A 17,737-nucleotide genomic window follows, 5' to 3' on the forward strand; every position below is an offset into this window, starting at 1 on the left:
GAGGAAGAATGACCTTCACACTCCGACTTGCTTTGCTTTTTCTGCTTCTGACGTGCGCCGTCGCGGCGCAAACAGACGCACCGGTGGACACTGCGACGATGGCGGATACAGCCGCTATGGCTTCGCCAGTGCCGACCTTCCCCCCACCTGCTCCAGTAACTGGGCTAACGGCAGCCGACTCGCCGGATGATCATGGTCACTCGATCATGTTGTCCTGGCAGCCATCGGCTGATGATGGTCAGGGTTCTGGTTCGGTGGTGATGTATGTGATCTATTCCAGTCTCTCACTGGATGGACCGTTCGACAGCGTGGGAAATGCGGTTTCCGGAGCCAGGTCATTTGTCCATTCAAGTGCAAAGGACAAAGAAGCGCCTGGATTCATTGCCGATCATGTCGACCGCTATTATCGCGTCGAAGCGGTTACTGCGGATCCGACTGTTCGGACAACGTCGACGACTTTTGGCCCAGTGCAATCGAGCGGCCAATGGTACAACAGTGGACGTACACCGGTGTTGTTCGCGGTGCTGATCTTTGGTGCATTGGCGCTTTATTTCCTGAATCAGGCAAAACGCGGTACGGACCTGTATGTTCGCCCACTGGGCGGCATTGAGGCGGTCGATGAAGCGATCGGACGTGCCACTGAAATGGGGAAACCGATCCTGTATGTGCTTGGATTGGGAACGGCGTCAGACATTTCGACGATCGCGTCATTTACGATTCTCGGTCGTGTGGCCAAACGCGTTGCCGAATACCAGACCCACCTGATCGTGCCGTGTTATGACCCGATCGTGATGGCGGTGGCACAGGAGACGGTCAAGGCGGCCTACATGGATGCTGGCCGACCGGACGATTACAAAGAAGACATGGTCTACTTCCTGACCAATTCGCAGTTTGGCTATGTTGGTGCGGTCAATGGGATCATGCTCCGGCAGCTCCCCGCCACTAACGTTTATATGGGCAAGTTCTACGCGGAGTCGCTGCTTCTGGCAGAGACCGGCGCGCTGGCTGGTTCGATTCAGATCGCTGGAACGGATGAGGTAGCGCAGATTCCGTTCTTTGTAGTGGCGTGCGATTACACGCTGATCGGCGAGGAGCTGTATGCGGCCTCGGCCTATCTCGGTCGTGAACCGCTTTTGCTTGGTTCGCTGAAAGCGCAGGACTACGCCAAAGCCGCTGTCATTATATTGGCCCTCGTCGGTGCAATCCTGTTGAATTTCTCCGATGGGTCAACGGGAAGCTGGCTAACGGGATTCAAGGACCTCTTTAAGGTGGCCAACTGAAGAGGAGACGGATGAGATGAAACGACAAATACCCTTATTGTTAGTGCTGGTATTCGGCCTCTTCATGGTCTTTCAATACTTTGTTCCCCATGAATCGTCTGAATTCCTCTACGAATACTTGCTCGACTGGATCACCATCATTGGTATTTTTGCCCTGGTGCTGGGGATCTGGTCTTTGTTCAAAGTGAACATGGAAAAGATCACGCAAAAGAAACCAGACCGCGGATTCTCGATAGTCCTGCTGGTCAGCTTGTTTGCGACCATGTTTTTCGGATTTTTCGCCAAGGTTGACGGGTCATGGGGACTGCACTTCAGTACCGCTGAAGGACTGCAGAGCTACATGTACCGTCACGCGTACGAGTACATCATTCGACCTATCCAATCGACGATCTTCTCGCTGCTGGCCTTCTTTATTGCGTCAGCGGCGTACCGGGCCTTCCGCGCTCGCAACGTTCTGGCAAGCCTGCTGCTGGTCGCCGCATTGATAGTGATGCTTCGCTTTAATCCATACCTCGGGTTCTTCGGTGACTATATCAGCGACGCGGCCAACTGGCTGCTGAATGTGCCAAACCTTGCCGCAAAACGAGCGATCGTTATCGGAATCGGGCTTGGCATGGTGGCGACGGCGCTGAAGGTAATTCTGGGGATTGAACGAAGCTACATGGGGAAGGGATAAGGAGGTCGAACGATGAATATATTCGAAAAAATGATGTCGATCGACCGCCGCTGGGTTTTTCTGCTGCTGGCTGTGGTAGTGATCGGAACATATGCGGTCTCATTCGAGATCCCGATCCGGGTGAACAGTGAAGTGCGAAACATTTACGAGTTCATTGACAAACTTCAACCCGGTGAGATCGTGTATTTGGGGGTCGATTACGACCCTTCAAATCAGGCAGAATTGCATCCGATGGCCTATGCGGTCATGGAGCATTGTTTCCGCAAGAAACTCAAGATCATCTTCTGCACCCTTTCGCAGTATGGTCCGGGGATGGTTGATGGCGCGATCAAGGATATCACCGATTCCATGCGAGTCGAGAAGACCTACCATGGCGTCACATATCCGGGTCGAGAACTGGTGAACGGCGAAGACTATGTCTTCCTTGGTTACAAGGCGTATTTCGCGCTGCAGATCCTGGCGATGGGCCAGAATTTCAGACTTCCATTCCCAGTGGACTATTACGGCAGACCGCTGGATGAGCGTCCGATGATGAAGGGGGTCATGAATTACAAACAGGTTGCGTGTGTGGTCGCACTTTCCGGCGGCAATATCACGGAGGCCTGGATCTCATACGGGCAGGGGAGATTCAATTTCCCGCTCGCTTTGGGGACGACCGGCGTTATGGCAGCGGATTACTATCCCTACCTCAACTCCGGACAGGTGTTTGGTTTGATGGGAGGACTGCTGGGCGCCGCGCAGTATGAGAAGCTGTCGGATAACCCTGGTCCGGCGATCGACGGGATGCGGGTGCAGGTGTTCGCTCACATCGTGATCATCGTGTTCATCATCATTGGCAATATCGGCTACTTCACTGAGCGCCGACGCAGAGCGAAGGAAGGCAGGTAATATGGATTTCGAAACATTCCTTTGGACCACCTTTGCGGCGTTTGTCACGCTGGCTATTTTCAGCTTCCTGTATAAGGACAATCCGTTCTATAAGTTTGCCGAGCATTTGATGGTCGGGACAGCAACGGGGTACTTTTCGGTGCTGCTCTGGCACAATAACCTCTATCCGAATTTGTTCCAGAAGCTGGCAGATGGAGTGTGGTGGTATCTGGTACCTGGTTTTCTGGGGCTGTTGATGTGGACTCGATTCTCAAAGAAGTACTCCTGGGTGTCGCGTTGGCCAATGGCGCTGTACATTGGTATCTCCGCTGGGCTGGCGATCCCGCTCGAAATGTCCAACCGCGTGATCAAGCAGATGCATGCAATGATGAGCGATGTCTCCTGGGGCAGTTTTTTCGGCAGCGGGATATTCGACTCTCAGTCCGGGCTGTCAGATCTGATAATCCTGATCGGTGCTTTGGCCGCGTTAGCGTATTTCTTCTTCTCTAAAGCACACACTGGTGCCTTCGGGGGATTTGCGAAATTCGGCATCTGGGTTCTGATGATCGGATTTGGAGCGTCGTTCGGGTATACCGTGATGGCGCGTATTTCACTGTTCATCGATCGCGTGCAGTTCCTGCAGAAGACCTGGATCTACAACGCCTTTGACAGCAGTGCCGCAGGTTACCACAGCGGTTATCAGGTTGCCTTCTTCGTCGTGGTATTGGCGATCTTAGCCTACATCGCGAGGGAGATTTGGGTACATTTGAGAAAACCTGAAAACATTAGTTGACAGATGTATTGAACTATCTTAGCAAGCCCATTGGCGAACTACGCCGATGGGCTTGTTTGTTTGGGGGCAGAATATTGTACTTCCTCGCTCTATTTTTGGCGGGTGGTCAACGTACTTCAGATAGTGACGTTCAACGGGATCGCAGCGGCGGCAGGATCGTACAATGAAGAGGTTTAGTTGTTGCAGGACAAGAGCCTGCTATGTAGTGGCGTCACACACGTATCAGCTTGCAGGACATGGTGTTACGCGAGTACAGTTTTTGATGGACAGCATAAGTCGAGATTTGGGTTGAAGTTATAGGAGGAAAAAATCAAGAAAACGCAAGAATTCGCTTGACATACAGGCAAATTTTTCCGTAGCTTTTCCTGTGAGAGGAACCAGGGTAGTTGCGCATTTCTAAGTGAAAGGGTAGCAACAGTAACACACAGGGAAAGTGAGGTGGGGAATGGCTCGGACTGAACGCACCGTTCAAGCCAACACCAACACCGAGTCTGGCAGCGTGCAGGGGTCGGCCATGGAAACAGACAGGCCGAAACTCTCTTCCGCTGAGGCGCGCCGTGAATATCAACGGCGTTATTATCAAATGCACAAGGAAAAGGCGAAAGAGTATCAGCGCCAGTACAACTTGACGCACAAGAAGAAACTTCGGGGAGGGCGGGGGAAATCAAATTTCTCTGCGCCGCGCGAGGTGGTCCGTTCGACCTTTAATACAGCGGACATCATGCATTCCCCGGTGGAGAAGACTGTGCGGATGCTCGAAAAGATCATTCGGGGAGAGCGGTTATTTACGATGTAGGCGCTTACGGTATTCAGGATTTGAGGCGGTCAGCATGACCAGACGCGTGCAGACCGCCTTTTCTATTGCCCCGGAGTGAGTTTTTACCTAGATTCTCCAGCACTATTTTCGGGTAACTTATTTAAGGAGCGCGTAATGGCGGTTAAGAAGGCTACTACACCGAAGAAAACGACCGGGCAGAAAGCAGCACCTAAAGCTGCACCGTCCAAGGCTAAGGGCGCCCCGATCAAAACCTATGCTGACGAGAAACATTATTACTTCTTTGGCAGCGGTCGCGCCGACGGCAATGCCACGATGAAGGATCTGTTAGGTGGTAAGGGCGCCAACCTGGCAGAGATGGCCAGTATCGGCATTCCTGTTCCACCTGGGTTTACCATCACCACCTCAGTCTGCAAGATCTATTACGAAAACGGCATGGAGATCCCTAAGCCGATCGACAAAGAGATGGAAAAGCAGATCGGCTTGATCGAACAGGCGAGCGGGATGAAGTTCGGTGATCCGAGCAATCCTCTGCTGGTGTCGGTTCGGTCCGGCGCGAAGTTCTCAATGCCGGGAATGATGGATACGATCCTGAATCTCGGGTTGAATGAAGAGACGATCGAAGGATTGTCGAAGAAAACGAACAATCCGCGATTTGCCCTGGACAACTACCGGCGCTTCATCTCGATGTTCGGCAATGTTGTGCTGGGGATCGACAAAGAATTGTTCGAAGAAGTCATCACTGAGAAAAAACATGAGCGGCGGGTCAAACAGGACAGCTCGCTTCAGGTCAATGACCTGAAAGATATCATCAAACGCTACAAGCAGATCGTCAAGCGGAAAACGGGTGAAGGATTTCCGGACGATGCCTGGCAGCAACTTCGCATGGCGAGGGATGCCGTATTCCGTTCCTGGAATAATCCGCGAGCGATCACCTATCGCCGCCTGAACAATATCCCGGCCGATCTCGGCACGGCGGTGAATATCCAGGCGATGGTCTTTGGAAATATGGGGAACAACTCCGGCACCGGAGTCGGGTTCACCCGCAATCCTTCGACTGGAACGAAAGAGTTCTACGGCGAATTCCTGATTAATGCGCAGGGCGAGGATGTGGTGGCCGGGATCCGGACTCCACAGCCGATCACTGAGCTGCATTCGGAACTCCCGGAGGTCTTCAAGCAGCTCAAGGATATCACCACGCGACTGGAGAAGCACTACCGCGACATTCAGGATTTCGAGTTTACCATCCAGGAAGGGAAGCTGTACATGTTGCAGACCCGTAATGGTAAACGGACTGTGCAAGCGGCGGTGAAGATCGCTGTCGACATGGTGAAAGAAAAGCTGATTACCAAGGAAGAGGCGCTGATGCGGATCGAGCCAGCGCAGATCGACCACCTGCTGCATCCGATGATCGATCCAAAGGCGAAATTCGACGTGGTCGCCAAAGGATTGGCGGCATCTCCGGGCGCGGCTTCCGGGCATGTCTACTTCACCGCCGAGGATGCGGTGAAGCACTCCAACAAAGGGACCACTATTCTCGTTCGCGAAGAGACCAACCCTGATGATATCGAAGGGATGAACGTTGCTGCTGGTATCTTGACGGCTCGCGGCGGCATGACCTCGCATGCGGCAGTTGTGGCACGCGGCATGGGGAAATGTTGTGTCACCGGAGCAGAAGCAGTTCGTGTTAACCTGCAGAAAAAGCAATTTTCTGTCGGTAAGCTGACGATCAAAGAGGGTGAGGTTATCACTCTGAACGGTTCGACCGGCGAGATCATCTTGGGTGAAGTACCGACTATCGAGCCGGAGCTGTCAGGCGAATTCTCCGAGTTGATGAAATGGGCGGATGAATTCCGTCGCATGAAAGTCCGCGCCAATGCGGATATCCCTCGTGACGCCGCTCAAGCGATCAAGTTTGGCGCAGAAGGGATCGGCCTTTGCCGCACCGAACATATGTTTTTTGCCGAGGACCGTATTCCGATCGTACAGCAGATGATCCTTGCGGATACGCCGGAAGCGCGTCAGGCCGCTCTCGACAAGCTGCTGCCGTTCCAGAAAAAGGACTTCAAGGGGTTGCTGGATACGATGAAGGGGCTGCCGGTCACGATCCGGACGCTTGATCCGCCGCTCCATGAGTTCCTGCCTAAGAAGGAAGAGGTAGAAGCGAGATTGAAAGCGCTTGACCCGAAAAGCGATGATTATGAAGAGGATCTTATCGAGTTGCAGAAAACGCTCAAGCGGATCGATGAACTTCACGAATTGAATCCGATGTTGGGACATCGCGGCTGCCGTCTTGGGATCACCTATCCGGAGATCACTGAGATGCAGGTGCGCGCGATCATGGAAGCGGCCTGCGAACTGCACCGCAACAAGGTCGAGGTGCATCCGGAGATCATGATTCCGCTGGTGGGACATATCAATGAGTTCCGCAACCAGAAGGAACTGGTGGTGCGGGTGGCCAATGAGGTCATGGCTCGCTATAAAGTCAAAGGGCTGACCTACTCGGTCGGGACAATGATCGAGATTCCGCGTGCGGCCGTGACCGCAGATGAGATCGCCGTCGAAGCGGAGTTCTTTAGTTTCGGCACCAATGATCTGACGCAGATGACGATGGGATTTTCGCGGGATGACTCGGGGAAATTCCTGAAGTATTACACCGAACATGGTGTCCTGACCAAGGACCCGTTTGTGTCTATCGATCAGGCGGGAGTCGGGCAATTGGTGAAGATGGGGAAGGAAAAGGGTCGCGAGGCTCGCGCCGATCTCAAGGTTGGCGTTTGTGGAGAGCATGGTGGCGATCCGGACTCCATCGAGTTCTTCAATTCCATTGGACTTGATTATGTCTCCTGTTCGCCGTATCGCGTGCCGATCGCCCGAATGGCGGCGGCGCAGGCGGCAATTCGTCAATCCGGCAAAGGGAAGACCGGGTCAAGTACCAAGTAATGAGCTGAGACAATCCGTTTCAGCCAGGTTGATAGCAGAAATGCAAGGCGAGCCGATGTCGGCTCGCCTTTTTCTTGTGTAAGATACACCAAAGGCAGGCTAAGTCGGCCAAACCCAATTTTTTGCTCTTTACAGGCAAAAAGCATCCAAATTTCTCCATTTTCAGCCCCAGTCTCATGTAGCCAGATTTGGACTTGCCGATACATGAGGTATGCAAAGTTACGGAATCCGGGTGCCATCCCTTTGCTTCGAGGGATTCTGGCGGAACGGTGCAGGGGAAGAGTGAAGACGATCAAGGGAAAGCTCCTGTTATTGCAGGGAGTATTGGTTACCGTCTTTGTCGTCGTAGTGGTTCTGATGCACCTGCAGGAGACCTCGCCGGTCAGTTTACTTCAATCAGACAGTATTCTGCGATCCTCCAATCTGGTCAAACGAGTCATGGCCCAACACAGCTATGCCCAGAATGCGTTCGTTTATGATTACTCGTATTGGGATGAAATGGTCGAAGCGGTTCGCGATCGGGATACAGTTTGGTGCAGAAATTATCTGCCTCAGGGGATGAAGACATTTACGACTGATGTCGCCTGGCTCTGCGACTCGTCGTTTCGGGTTATCTACTCACATGATCTGCGTAATCAGTCGGCAGCCACATCGCCCTTACCGGTACCAATTGAAGAAAAACAGCGATTGTTTGCGTCGCATCAGTTTCCTCACTTTTTCGCATTCGCGAATGACCAATTGTACGAAATCTCAATTGGCGGCGTGCAACCGATCGGCGACAGCCTGCGAACCAGTCCGCCGCAAGGATATTTTGTGGTCGGCCATGCCTGGAACGAGCAGTTGCTGATGGACTACTCGATCGATGCTGAGTCGGAGCTAACCGTCGCTGCAATGGGAGCGGTCGAAGGCGAGTGGGAATCCGATCCTTCACACGGGATAATCCGATTTGTCGACACCCTGCGAGACTGGCAGGGGCATCCGATCGCATTGCTGCGCGCCGAGTCATTTTCCCGTTCAATGATGGAGATGACCAATGCCGGCTCGACACGTTTGATCGTTCTCGTTTGTCTGGCGGCAGTGTTATTTGGAGTCTGGTGGTTGGGACTCCGGCGACTGATCTTAATTCCGCTCAGGCAGATCGCAGATGCGCTGCAGAGCGAATCGACCGACCCGATCGCGAAGTTGCGAGATGGACGGGATGAATTCGGAGTCGTGGCACGGTTGGTCAAATGGTTCTTCGACCAACGCGAAGAGCTCAAAAAGTCTATCAGCGACCACCTGGTCACTGAGGGGACATTACACTCTTCACTCGATCACCTCAAGTCGATCAGCCAGGAACTTAACCTGGTACTGTCCAACGCCACCGATTTCATCTACCGTCAGGATATTTATGGGAAGCTAACATACTTATCTCCGTCCGTGACCGAGATCACCGGATACTCACAGGATGAATTCAAGAAGCACTACGCACTGCTGCTTACCGATCACGAGATGAACCAGGACGTGATCAGAAACACGGAACTGGCGCTGTCCACCGGTAAACCGGTCCCGCCGTATCGCGCAGAGATCTTTCACAAAGACCGCCACAAACTGGTAATCGAGATCAGCGAGCGACCATATTTCGAAGACGGCAAGGTGGTCGGTTTGATCGGCGTGGCGCGTGACATTTCAAGTGTGGTGGCTCATGAAGCGGAGAAGGACCGACTGATGCTCCAGGTACAACGAGCAGAGCGGATGGAGACGCTTGCGATGTTGGCTGGTGGGGTGGCGCACGATCTGAATAATACGCTTGCTCCGCTGGTTGCATATCCGGATCTGATTCTCAGTTCGCTCGAGGAGAACTCCGAAATTCGCGGCGAGGTGATCGAAATGCAGACGGCCGCCAAGCAGGCGGCTGGAATTGTCCAGGACCTGCTGTCCATGGCGCGCCGCGGGCGATACCAGATGTCTCCTCTGGGGCTGAACGGAATGATCGAAAAGTATCTGCAGTCTGCCAGCTTTCGGGAGCAGATCCAGTTGCATCCTCAAGTCAAAGTGAAAGTCGAACTTGATCCACACGCAGTAAATGTCAAGGGCTCCTCGCATCACCTCTACACGGTGCTGATGAATCTCGTCGTCAATGCCTTCGACGCTATGGACACTTGCGGCACACTGACGATCACAACGGACGCAAGCGGTTCGATCCCTCCGCAAACTCTGATGCCATCGCCGCAACGGACGTTGGTCAGGATGAGCATCTCGGATAGTGGAAGCGGGATACCTAACGATGTGCTGAACCGCATTTTTGAACCATACTTCTCAACCAAACAGGTCGGAAGAAGCGGAAGCGGACTAGGGTTGGCTGTCGTCCACGGTATAGTGACGGACCATGGTGGCGTGATCGAGGTCCAGTCTACGCCAGGGCAGGGGACCAGATTTAATGTCTTCCTGCCGGTCACTGATCAGGTGGAGAGAGAGTCAAGAAGTCATGCCTGGACCGACCGTGGGACTGAGTCTGTGCTCGTATTCGATGATATGGCCGACCAACGCAGGGTGGCTGCTGCTTTGCTCAAGAGTCTGGGGTATCTGGTCGCAGAAGCCGGCTCAATGCAACAAGCGCTGGAAATGGTCGGAACTAATCGGTTTGACGTGCTGGTTCTCGACATGCTCTTGGATGATTCTTATGATGGTCTGGATGCGCATTGCGAGATCAAGAGAGTACAGCCACACATAGTTACGGTTGTGGTCAGCGGGTTTGTCCCCACGCAGCGAGTGCAAGCGATCATCGACAGTGGAAATGCCGTTTTCCTGCCCAAACCATTCACGGGTCCCGCCCTGGGCAGTGCCATCAGAGGCTTGATGGCGGAAGTACGTATATCGGACCCTGCCTTTTCCGCCGTGCGCTGAACGTACACCTTTCGAACAATCAATGATCACGGGAATGTATTGGTCCAAGTTTCGCTTGACTTTGGGCGGAAAAATAGTTCTTTTTTTCACATGAATAAACAGGGAAAAACAACTGTCCGGACCTCCCAAGGGTCAAAACAATCTCGCGGAGGCTCGACGCTTTCGGAGTATTTACCTATGAGACAATCGCTTATGCGTCACGAACTTGATTCCATCTTTCGACCAAGCTCGGTTGCCGTGATTGGGGCTTCCACCCAAAAGGGAACGATTGGTCGCGAAACTTTGCATAATATCCTTTCTGCGGAGTTCAATGGAAAAGTCTTTCCGGTCAACCCAAAGGCTGGAGTAATTCACTCAATTAAGTCCTATTCGACCGTGCTGGATGTACCCGATGCTTTGGATCTGGCCATTGTGATTGTTCCAAAACCGGGAGTCAAGGATGTGGTGCGTCAGTGCGGCGAGAAGGGAGTAAAGGGATTAGTTGTTATTTCGGCTGGATTTTCTGAGACCGGTCCGGAAGGACGGGTCGCCGAGATGGAACTGGTCGATATCTGCCACGAATACGGAATGCGGATGATTGGGCCAAATTGCTTTGGAGTGGTGAATACCGATCCGGAGATCAATCTGAATGCGACCTTCGGCAAGACCTTCCCTAAGATAGGCAACGTTGGGCATATCACCCAGTCAGGGGCGATGGGTGAAGCGATCATGAGCCAGGCAAAAGAACTGGGGATCGGTTTTTCGATGATCGCGTCGATCGGCAATAAGGCGGACATCTCAGTGAATGACATCCTGCTGTATATGAAAGATGATCCGCGGACAGATGTCATATTGCTCTACGTGGAGAATTTTGGTAATCCGCGCCACTTTACACAGATAGCACGCGAGATCTCGCGCATCAAACCGATCGTCGCGGTGAAGTCCGGGCGGACGAAATTGGGAGCCAAGGCGGCCTCGTCGCACACCGGTGCACTGGCGGATGTAGATGTGGGCGTGGATGCATTGTTCGAGCAGACCGGCGTAATGCGTGTCGATACGGTAGAAGAGTTGTTTGATGTTGCGGTGGCGCTGTCATCTCAGCCGATTCCGCGAGGGAATCGGGTGGTGGTGGTAACGAACGCCGGCGGGCCGGGGATCCTGGCGACTGACGCACTGGTCAACAACGGCCTGGATATGCCCCAATTCTCAACGTCGACGATCAAAGAGTTGAAGAAGTTCAGTGCGGCGAATGCATCGTATGCAAATCCGATGGATATGGTAGCCGGCGCGCGAGGAAGAGAATTCCGTCTGACCTTAGAAGCGGTAGCCAAAGACGAGCGGTACGATACTATCGTGCCGATCTTTGTCCCGCCGGTCACGATCGACCAGATGGATGTAGCGGTCAATATCCATGCGGCGCTCGAGAAATCCAAGCGAACCGTGTTAAGTTGTTTTTTTGGAGCAGGTGAAGGTTCGCTGGCGATGCAGTACCTAAAGGAACACGGTATTCCGGTTTATATTTTCCCAGAGGCGATCGCCAAAACGCTTGGGACAATAGCTGGCTATCGCAAATGGCTTGACAAGCCGGTCGGCAAGGTCAAGTCATTCAAGGTTGACAGGGAGAAAGTCCAGAAGATCCTGGACAAGTCCCTCAAGGGCGAGGATGGAGCGATAGTTGGCGAGCAAGCAATCGAAATGCTTCACGCTTACGGAATACCTGCTGCGGGATACCGATTCGCCGGAAGTGCCAAAGAGGCTGCCGATGTCGCCGGGGAGATCGGGTATCCGGTCGTCATGAAAGTCAACACTCCGGCAATTCTGCACAAAACCGAATTGGGAGCAGTGATCGTTGATCTTCGGTCCGACAAAGAAGTGCGAAACGCCTTCCAGGAGTTACAACGTCGAGTCGGAAAACTGAAGAAAGGGGAGAAGTTCACTGTCGCGATGCAGAAGATGCTGCAAGGAGGCGTGGAAGTCGTGATCGGCATGACAACGGTACCGTCTTTCGGTCCGTTGATGATGTTTGGTCTTGGTGGCATTTATGTCGAAGTGATGAAGGATGTCGCATTCCGGGTCCATCCGTTGACCGATGAGAACGCAAAGGAGATGATCCAGTCACTCAAGTCCTACCCGTTGCTGACCGGATTCCGCGGGGCAGAGCCGGTTGATATTGGCCTGATCGAGGAAACATTGCTTCGGCTGTCCCAACTGGTCAAGGATTTTGACGTCATTTCCGAAATTGACATCAACCCATTCATCTGCTCGTCCGAGCGCAATAGCTGTAAGGCGGTGGATGCACGGTTCATCATTAAGCAGGCTCCCCTTCGACACAAATAGCTTGAGCCGATAGACGCCTGAGTATATCTTTCAGAGCCGGTCCAGCAGACCGGCTCTGACTGTTTCTGGAGGTTTCGGTGAGATACGAAATTCGGTCGATTGGGATCTGGGGACTGATCAAGGTTGGATTCTTTCTCAACCTTTTGATCGGTTTTCTCTTTGGAATCTTTTCGTCGCTTATCTTCATACCCATCGCCCGGGCAATCCTGGCCATGTCCGGAGCCGGCGACATGGGAGCCGACGAAGGCTCGTCTGTCGGCATGTTATTACTCCTACCGATCCTGCTGGCAATCCTCGGGGCTTTTTTCAATACGCTGTTCATGGTGCTGATCGCGGCCTGCTACAACCTGGTAGCGCGAGTTGTCGGCGGTTTGGAGTTTGAATTCAATGCGATGCCGTCGGATTCATTCCTGAAAGTGTCACCGGTGACCTCCGCTGGTCCGGTTGTCGATCAGGTATCCGGGATCGCGCCGGTCAGCATGGTGGCAGTGCCACCCCCGCCACCATTCCGACCAGAACCGGTTGTTCCGACCGAAGAACCGATCGAGGTGATCCAGTCGCAAGAGTTTGTTCTGCCGGATGAGTTGCCGGTGAAGATCAGTCAGGCCGATCAGGTTGCACCAGATACCTCGCCGGTCATCGAACCGCATACCGAACCTGACGAGGATGGCCCTCGCCGGGATAATCCGTAGCCTGTACTGCTGAGATGTCCGCGAATTCAGTCGTTACCCGCTCAGCTCTTTCAACTACCTGTTTTTCCGAAAGCAGGGCGGAAAATTGTGCGTCGATGGCCCAGTGACCATTTTGTACGAACCGACTCACATGCACAAGGCAAAACATGGGGAAGTTTCGCGATTCAACACACGACTTTATTCCCGGAGTAAACCAGGCATACAATGACGCAAGCATTTGGTGACTGTGATCTGGCGGCTTTCCAGAGTGAGGGGATACTTCCGGAAGCGATGTTCGATTATCTCTGCTCTTTGGGTGGGGCACATGCTAACGATCAGGAGCCATTCACCAGGCAGGGATTGATAGATAAGTTTGATGAAGCGAGACACGATCCTGCCTTCGCGGTGATGGATGAAGAGAAACTGCTTTCACTCAACAGGGCGCATATTCTGCAAAAGTCTGATCATGACCTGGCAGTGTTGGTAGCGCCGTTGCTGGTAGATTCCGGACTAACGTCCAAGTACTGGCTGGAAACGAGGTGGGAGTATCTTCGGGCTGTGATGCGGTTATTGCGCGGGGAGGTAAGCCGATTGACTGATTTTGTAGAGATGGGGGGCTACTTCTTCTTTTTTGCCTGCAAGTATGACCAGAAAGCGGAAGCGGAGCTCTTCACTCCCGAGGCGGCTGGTCTTTTGGCAGCCGTGGCAGAGCGACTAGCTGTACTACCCCAATTCACGGATGAATCGGTCGAACAGACTGTTGTCGTCCTGGCAGGAGAGCGGGGGGTGCAGATGGCGGAGATGGCCGAATTGACCCGGCTGGCTGTTTCGGGGAGCCTCAAAGGTCCGGGGTTCTCCAGTTTACTGGTTACGCTGTCGCAACCCATTGTGGTTGAACGGGTGAAAAAAGCTGTTGACTATATACGGACTAAGCACAAACTTTAGCCGAGTTAACGATTTAGCACCGGGAAGTTATGACGACAAAAAGCCACATCGCAGAGATTCTCAAAAAAGCCATCAAAGGCGAAGAAGACGGCTACTATTTCTATAACCTGTTGGCCGAGAAGGCGAAGAACGCCGATGCCCGTCGCAAGCTCGAAGGGCTGCGCGATGACGAAATACGCCACAAAGAGACACTCGTCGAGATCTTTGCCAAGTATGTTGGTGGTGAAATTGGACCACTTCCCGACAAAGGAATAAATGCCCTGGCAGAGGTGTTCCGCAAAGGGCATGTTCTTGAGCGCCACTCCGAGATGGAGTTCATTTCCCTGGCGATCGAGGCGGAACTTGCAGCCACCAAGTATTATCGGGAAGAGCGGGATCTGGTGGATGATCCGGCTTTCCGAAAGATATTCGATGATCTGGCAGAAGAAGAGCACCATCATTTTGAGTTACTCCAGGCGGAGAAAGATGCGTTGGCCGGCAACTACAGTTGGTTTGGCTACGACGACGGCGCTCCGCTCGAAGACTGATCGATAAACGTGACAACTGACGATAGCAGGAGTTGAGCAACGATGCAGTGGGTGTGCGATATCTGCGGTTACGTACACGATGAGGAAGAACCACCGGAAGGCTGCCCGGTCTGCGGTGCGCCGAAAAGTAAGTTCTCCGAATGGTCCGAAGAAGACGAGTTGATGGGCGACGGAGAAGACTTCCTCGAAGAGGATGACGACGATATCATGGGGAACAACGACGACGACCGATACTGACGGTCGACCGGCCCAGGAGCGAAAACGACGAAGCAATCGGACGTGGCAACAGACAAACTGAAGGTTGGAGATCTCGCGCCTGACTTCACTCTGCCGACTCACAATGAGGGAGAGTTAAATCTCGCATGGTATCGTGGCCGGAAGAATGTGGTGCTTGCTTTTTATCCGGGCGATTGGACTCCGGTCTGCGCGGCCCAGATCCCATCGTATCAGATCATTCAGGACGAGTTCGAAAGGTACAACACGCAGCTTTTGGCGATATCGGTCGATTCGATCCCCTCACACATCGCCTGGGCAAAAGAGCACGGCGGATTCTCGTTTCCGCTGATGTCTGACTACTTCCCGCATGGGAGAGTAGCTGAGCTTTATGGCGTCCTGAGCCGTCGCGGGTACGCGGAACGGTCAATTTTCCTTATCGACAAACAGGGGATCATACGATTCATCGAGCAGGTCCCGCCTGCCGAGATCCCGGACAATAACGAGCTCTTCAAAGCGATTGCCGGTCTTGAACGATAAGCGGTCATTCCTTTCGGCCGCCAGAGCGACACTTCCGCCGGTCCGTTCGGGAAGCGGCATTTCCCGCCTAACTTTCGGGCACTCAACAGCCTGTTACGCGTTACAGAGTTTCGTATGACGAATTTCAGTACAGATCCCTGCGACCGTCCTGATCTCCATGACATCACTTTCATCGGGGCGGGCCCGGTTGCGCTCTACGGCATGTACTACGCCGGACTTCGGATGACCAAGTTCAAGGCGATCGATATGCTTGAAGAGATCGGTGGAGGGCTTATGGCGCTCTATCCCGAGAAGTATATTTTTGATGTTGCCGGTTTCCCCAAAGTGATGGCGAAGGATCTCAACAGGCAACTAAAAGAGCAGGCATTCCAATACCCGCACACGCTCTGTCTGGGAGAGAAAGTAATCGGACTGGAGCGGGATGCTCACGGGATCATTCATTTGATCACCGATAAGGGAGAGCACTTCTCCCGCTCGGTCGTGATCTGTGCCGGATTGGGGGCGTATGTACCGAAGAAGCTGGATATCCCCGATGTCGAGCGACTCGAAGGATCGGGTATCTACTATTTCGTGCGACGAATCAACGACTTTAGAGACAAGAATGTATTGATCGTCGGGGGCGGCGACTCGGCTTTTGATTATTCCATGATGCTTGAGCCGGTGGCTCGATCGATCACGCATATCCATCGAAATGATTTTTTTGCCGCGCACGAGGATTCAGTCCGCAAGGTTATGAATTCAACTGTCCGCATGAAATTCCCTTTCTGGGAAGTGCAGAAGATAGAGGGCGAAGACTGGGTCCGGCGAGTGACTCTGGTGCAATCGCGCACGGGCGAGGAAGAGGTTCTGGATATTGACGCGATCGTGTTTAATATCGGCTTCCTGACCAACCTTGGGCCGATCGAGGACTGGGGACTCGAACTGGAGCACAATGCCATCAAGGTTGACAGCCGGATGCGTACCAATATTGAGGGAATATTCGCGGCCGGCGATATCGTTACCTACGAGGGGAAGTTGAAGCTGATCTCGACCGGGTGCGGCGAAGTGGCAATTGCGGTCAATAACGCCAAAAACTATATCGATCCGAAGGCGAAAGTCAGTCCGGGTCACTCGACCGACAAGCATGAACTTGCCCAGAAGAAGTGGGCACGGTTGCAGTCTCAGGAACGGGCCAAAGAGCAAGCGGAGAAGAACGAGTAGTCATGTTTTTCGCATTGCCAAAAGAATATCGCGAAGCAACGGCCGACGACCTGCGCGGACGGATCAGAGAGGCGCGTGTGCGCCTGGGCAAAAAGCTCGTGATCCTGGTACATCATTACCAGCGGCTCGAGGTGGTCGAGTTCGCCGATCATATCGGCGATAGCTACGGTCTTTCCAAGATAGCCGCGCGCCAGCAGGATGCAGACACGATCGTTTTCTGTGGCGTGCACTTCATGGCAGAGTCCGCTGATATCCTGACCGGCGACAATCAGAATGTTTACCTGCCAAACCCACTCGCTGGATGCCCGATGGCTGATATGGCTGAGATGGCGGATGTGCTGGCGGCGTGGGAATACTTGAAGCCGTTTGGCGGTGAACAAAAGATCATGCCGATTTCCTATATGAATACCGCGGCTGGGCTGAAAGCCTTTACCGGTCGTAATGGCGGGCTGATCTGTACTTCGTCGAACGCCAAAGCGGCCCTTCAGTACGCCCTTGATAAGAGGGAGAAGGTGTTCTTTTTCCCCGATGAACATCTCGGCCACAACACCGGTGTGGCCTATGGCTTGAAACCCGAAGAGATGGTGATCTGGGATTTCTCGCGTGACGATGGTGGCTTGGCGGCCGAGCAGATTGAAAGGGCCAAGATCATTCTCTGGAAAGGGCACTGCCATGTCCACACCAATTTCAAACCAGAGCATGTTTACGACATACGGACCCGCTATCCTGAAGCGAAGGTGATTGTGCACCCTGAGTGCCCGAATGAGGTGGTGCGACTGGCCGATGCTTCGGGATCGACGAGCTTCATCGTCGATTTCTGTGAGAAAGCGCCAAGTGGGTCTGTCATTGCGATCGGGACGGAGATCAATCTGGTTAATCGGATGGCGCATACCTATCCTGACAAAAAGATCTTTGAGCTTTCAGGGAATACTTGCCCGGTCTGTGCCAATATGTACCGGACGACCCTGAATGACCTGGCATATACGCTCGAGCACTATTCTGATATTAAGCCGATAACTGTCCCTGAGCCGACCAAGGGCGAGGCCAGGCTGGCACTGGAAAAAATGCTTGAAATTAGCTGACATGGCCGTATTTTGCCACCCAG

General features: G+C 53.3%; 15 protein-coding genes. All 15 read left to right on the forward strand.

Annotated features, from left to right (window positions below):
* Positions 1-8 precede the first annotated feature (8 nt).
* A complete protein-coding gene (locus tag IPH75_02440) occupies positions 9-1,280 on the forward strand; it encodes a hypothetical protein (protein ID MBK7140923.1) in 1,272 nt (423 codons plus the stop codon).
* Between the two features lie 16 nt (positions 1,281-1,296).
* On the forward strand, positions 1,297-1,956 hold the full coding sequence (locus IPH75_02445) for a hypothetical protein (protein ID MBK7140924.1): 660 nt from the start codon (positions 1,297-1,299) through the stop codon (positions 1,954-1,956).
* 12 nt (positions 1,957-1,968) lie between these two features.
* Complete coding sequence (locus tag IPH75_02450; GenBank protein ID MBK7140925.1) at positions 1,969-2,844, forward strand: hypothetical protein; 876 nt, start codon at positions 1,969-1,971, stop codon at positions 2,842-2,844.
* Between the two features lies 1 nt (position 2,845).
* Positions 2,846-3,616: a hypothetical protein gene (locus IPH75_02455; protein MBK7140926.1), complete on the forward strand. Its 771-nt coding sequence runs from the start codon at positions 2,846-2,848 to the stop codon at positions 3,614-3,616.
* Positions 3,617-4,061: 445 nt separating this feature from the next.
* Positions 4,062-4,412 carry a hypothetical protein gene (locus IPH75_02460; GenBank protein ID MBK7140927.1) on the forward strand — a complete coding sequence of 117 codons (351 nt, stop codon included), beginning with the start codon at positions 4,062-4,064 and terminating at the stop codon, positions 4,410-4,412.
* 135 nt (positions 4,413-4,547) lie between these two features.
* Entirely contained in the window at positions 4,548-7,334 is a 2,787-nt protein-coding gene (locus IPH75_02465) for a pyruvate, phosphate dikinase (protein MBK7140928.1), read from the forward strand.
* 282 nt (positions 7,335-7,616) lie between these two features.
* On the forward strand, positions 7,617-10,220 hold the full coding sequence (locus tag IPH75_02470) for a response regulator (GenBank protein MBK7140929.1): 2,604 nt from the start codon (positions 7,617-7,619) through the stop codon (positions 10,218-10,220).
* Between the two features lie 177 nt (positions 10,221-10,397).
* Positions 10,398-12,536 (forward strand): acetate--CoA ligase family protein, encoded by a 2,139-nt coding sequence (locus IPH75_02475; GenBank protein MBK7140930.1) that lies wholly within the window; start codon positions 10,398-10,400, stop codon positions 12,534-12,536.
* 77 nt (positions 12,537-12,613) lie between these two features.
* A complete protein-coding gene (locus tag IPH75_02480; protein ID MBK7140931.1) occupies positions 12,614-13,228 on the forward strand; it encodes a DUF3566 domain-containing protein in 615 nt (204 codons plus the stop codon).
* Positions 13,229-13,432: 204 nt separating this feature from the next.
* Positions 13,433-14,152 (forward strand): hypothetical protein, encoded by a 720-nt coding sequence (locus IPH75_02485; GenBank protein MBK7140932.1) that lies wholly within the window; start codon positions 13,433-13,435, stop codon positions 14,150-14,152.
* Positions 14,153-14,181: 29 nt separating this feature from the next.
* Positions 14,182-14,679 (forward strand): ferritin family protein, encoded by a 498-nt coding sequence (locus IPH75_02490; GenBank protein ID MBK7140933.1) that lies wholly within the window; start codon positions 14,182-14,184, stop codon positions 14,677-14,679.
* A 42-nt stretch (positions 14,680-14,721) separates the two neighbouring features.
* On the forward strand, positions 14,722-14,916 hold the full coding sequence (locus tag IPH75_02495; protein MBK7140934.1) for a hypothetical protein: 195 nt from the start codon (positions 14,722-14,724) through the stop codon (positions 14,914-14,916).
* Between the two features lie 42 nt (positions 14,917-14,958).
* Positions 14,959-15,432, forward strand: a complete 474-nt coding sequence (locus IPH75_02500) for a redoxin domain-containing protein (protein MBK7140935.1) — start codon at positions 14,959-14,961, stop codon at positions 15,430-15,432.
* Positions 15,433-15,546: 114 nt separating this feature from the next.
* Positions 15,547-16,632: an NAD(P)/FAD-dependent oxidoreductase gene (locus IPH75_02505; protein MBK7140936.1), complete on the forward strand. Its 1,086-nt coding sequence runs from the start codon at positions 15,547-15,549 to the stop codon at positions 16,630-16,632.
* Positions 16,633-16,634: 2 nt separating this feature from the next.
* Positions 16,635-17,714: a quinolinate synthase NadA gene (gene nadA, locus IPH75_02510; GenBank protein MBK7140937.1), complete on the forward strand. Its 1,080-nt coding sequence runs from the start codon at positions 16,635-16,637 to the stop codon at positions 17,712-17,714.
* Positions 17,715-17,737: the final 23 nt, after the last annotated feature.

This window comes from bacterium, from assembly GCA_016708025.1.
Classification (GTDB): Bacteria; Zixibacteria; MSB-5A5; order GN15; family FEB-12; genus FEB-12.